Raw genomic sequence first — 1,213 nt, 5'->3', positions numbered from 1 at the left:
AGGAAACTTAGCGTCACAAAGCTACAGGGGCTAAGGGGAAACCTATGCCAGCCAGCTGCCATTACCAAAAAATAAAGGAGGAATTGGTAATGTTGAAGAAAGGATGGCCGATTTTGGTGGCGTCGATGCTCGTCGCCTCTCCGGCGTGGGCGGCCGCCAAGCCTGCGGGCAAAGCGCATGAGCGCGAAACGATGGTGAAGAAAGTGGAAGTCGTCGTCAAGAAGAAGACGGAACAAAAGGAAACAGAGGCGAAGAAAAAACAGGAATCGTCCAAGCAACAAAAATGGCTTGCGCAAAAGTTGGCGCAGTTACATAAAAAAGTAGGCCAAATTGAAGAGCGGCTAGACAAAGTGACCGCTCGCATTCAAGCATTGAGCGAAGCGGAATCGGCAACGGACACGCAAACGACGCCTGCTGATTCGTTGCCAACGGGCGAGCCGTCTGCTTCTCAACCGACAGAAGTCACAGCGGCAACTGACGCTCCGAGTGGACAAGCCATAGCGGCCAATGACGCTGCCGCTCCAGCTTCCAGCGGGCAAACGGTAACGGAGGCGCCGTCTCCGACTTCTCCACAACCTGTTGGTGAAGACCAAGAGGAACTCGATGAAGAAAAACAAGAGCAAATTGATGGCCTCATCGGCCAGCTCATCGCGCTGTCCAACCAGCTGCGGGCGGTGACGAATGAAATTCGCGCCCTTGAAAAGAAAGTCGGCGCCAACAACGCAGACATTCAGAAGTTAAAAGAAAAAGTCAAGGCGTTGAACGACCAAGTGCAAGCGAACAAAAAGGCGTTGCTCAATTTGCTATAGAAATGAGGAAGGGCGCCAGTGGAGGGCGCTCTTCGTTGTGTTGCAATGGTGACCTTCTATTTTTGCTTGGGTTGCTTCTTTTCTTATCTTACTCTTTTAGAAAAGACAGTCCTTCAAGGCATATTCTCTTTGCGAATAATGGATTATTTGAACAGCTTTTCTGCTTCCTTATCTACTCCTCTTAACGATGCGTGTCACTCCTTTAATGTCGGCTGTCATTCCTTCTTTTTCTATCTTCCAACGGTTTTTTGATGTGTTCTGCTAATGTTGAGCTGTCAATCGCTCGTCGGACGGCGGTTTCAATGATAATATACAGCATGAATGTAAAAAAGAAGATTGAAAAGATCAACCATCCCCAAGAATAGGACATTGTGCTTTCCTCTATCTCTTTCGATATTGTCTGT

1 protein-coding gene and 1 pseudogene are annotated in these 1,213 nt (G+C 48.5%); one reads left to right on the top strand and one right to left on the bottom strand.

Features of this window, described 5'->3' with window-relative positions; translation table 11 throughout:
- The first annotated feature begins 89 nt into the window (after positions 1-89).
- Entirely contained in the window at positions 90-809 is a 720-nt protein-coding gene (locus VU18_RS13905; RefSeq protein WP_021321946.1) for a hypothetical protein, read from the top strand.
- Positions 810-1,011: 202 nt separating this feature from the next.
- Here VU18_RS13905 and VU18_RS20615 read toward each other — a convergent pair.
- Positions 1,012-1,213 (bottom strand): annotated as a pseudogene (locus VU18_RS20615) (hypothetical protein); the annotation flags it as partial.

Origin of the sequence: Geobacillus sp. ZGt-1 (genome assembly GCF_001026865.1) — a bacterium.
In the GTDB taxonomy this organism is placed as follows: Bacteria; Bacillota; Bacilli; order Bacillales; family Anoxybacillaceae; genus Geobacillus; species Geobacillus thermoleovorans.
The sequence above is the reverse complement of the archived record's forward strand: the minus strand, read 5'-3'. Positions and strand labels throughout refer to the sequence as shown.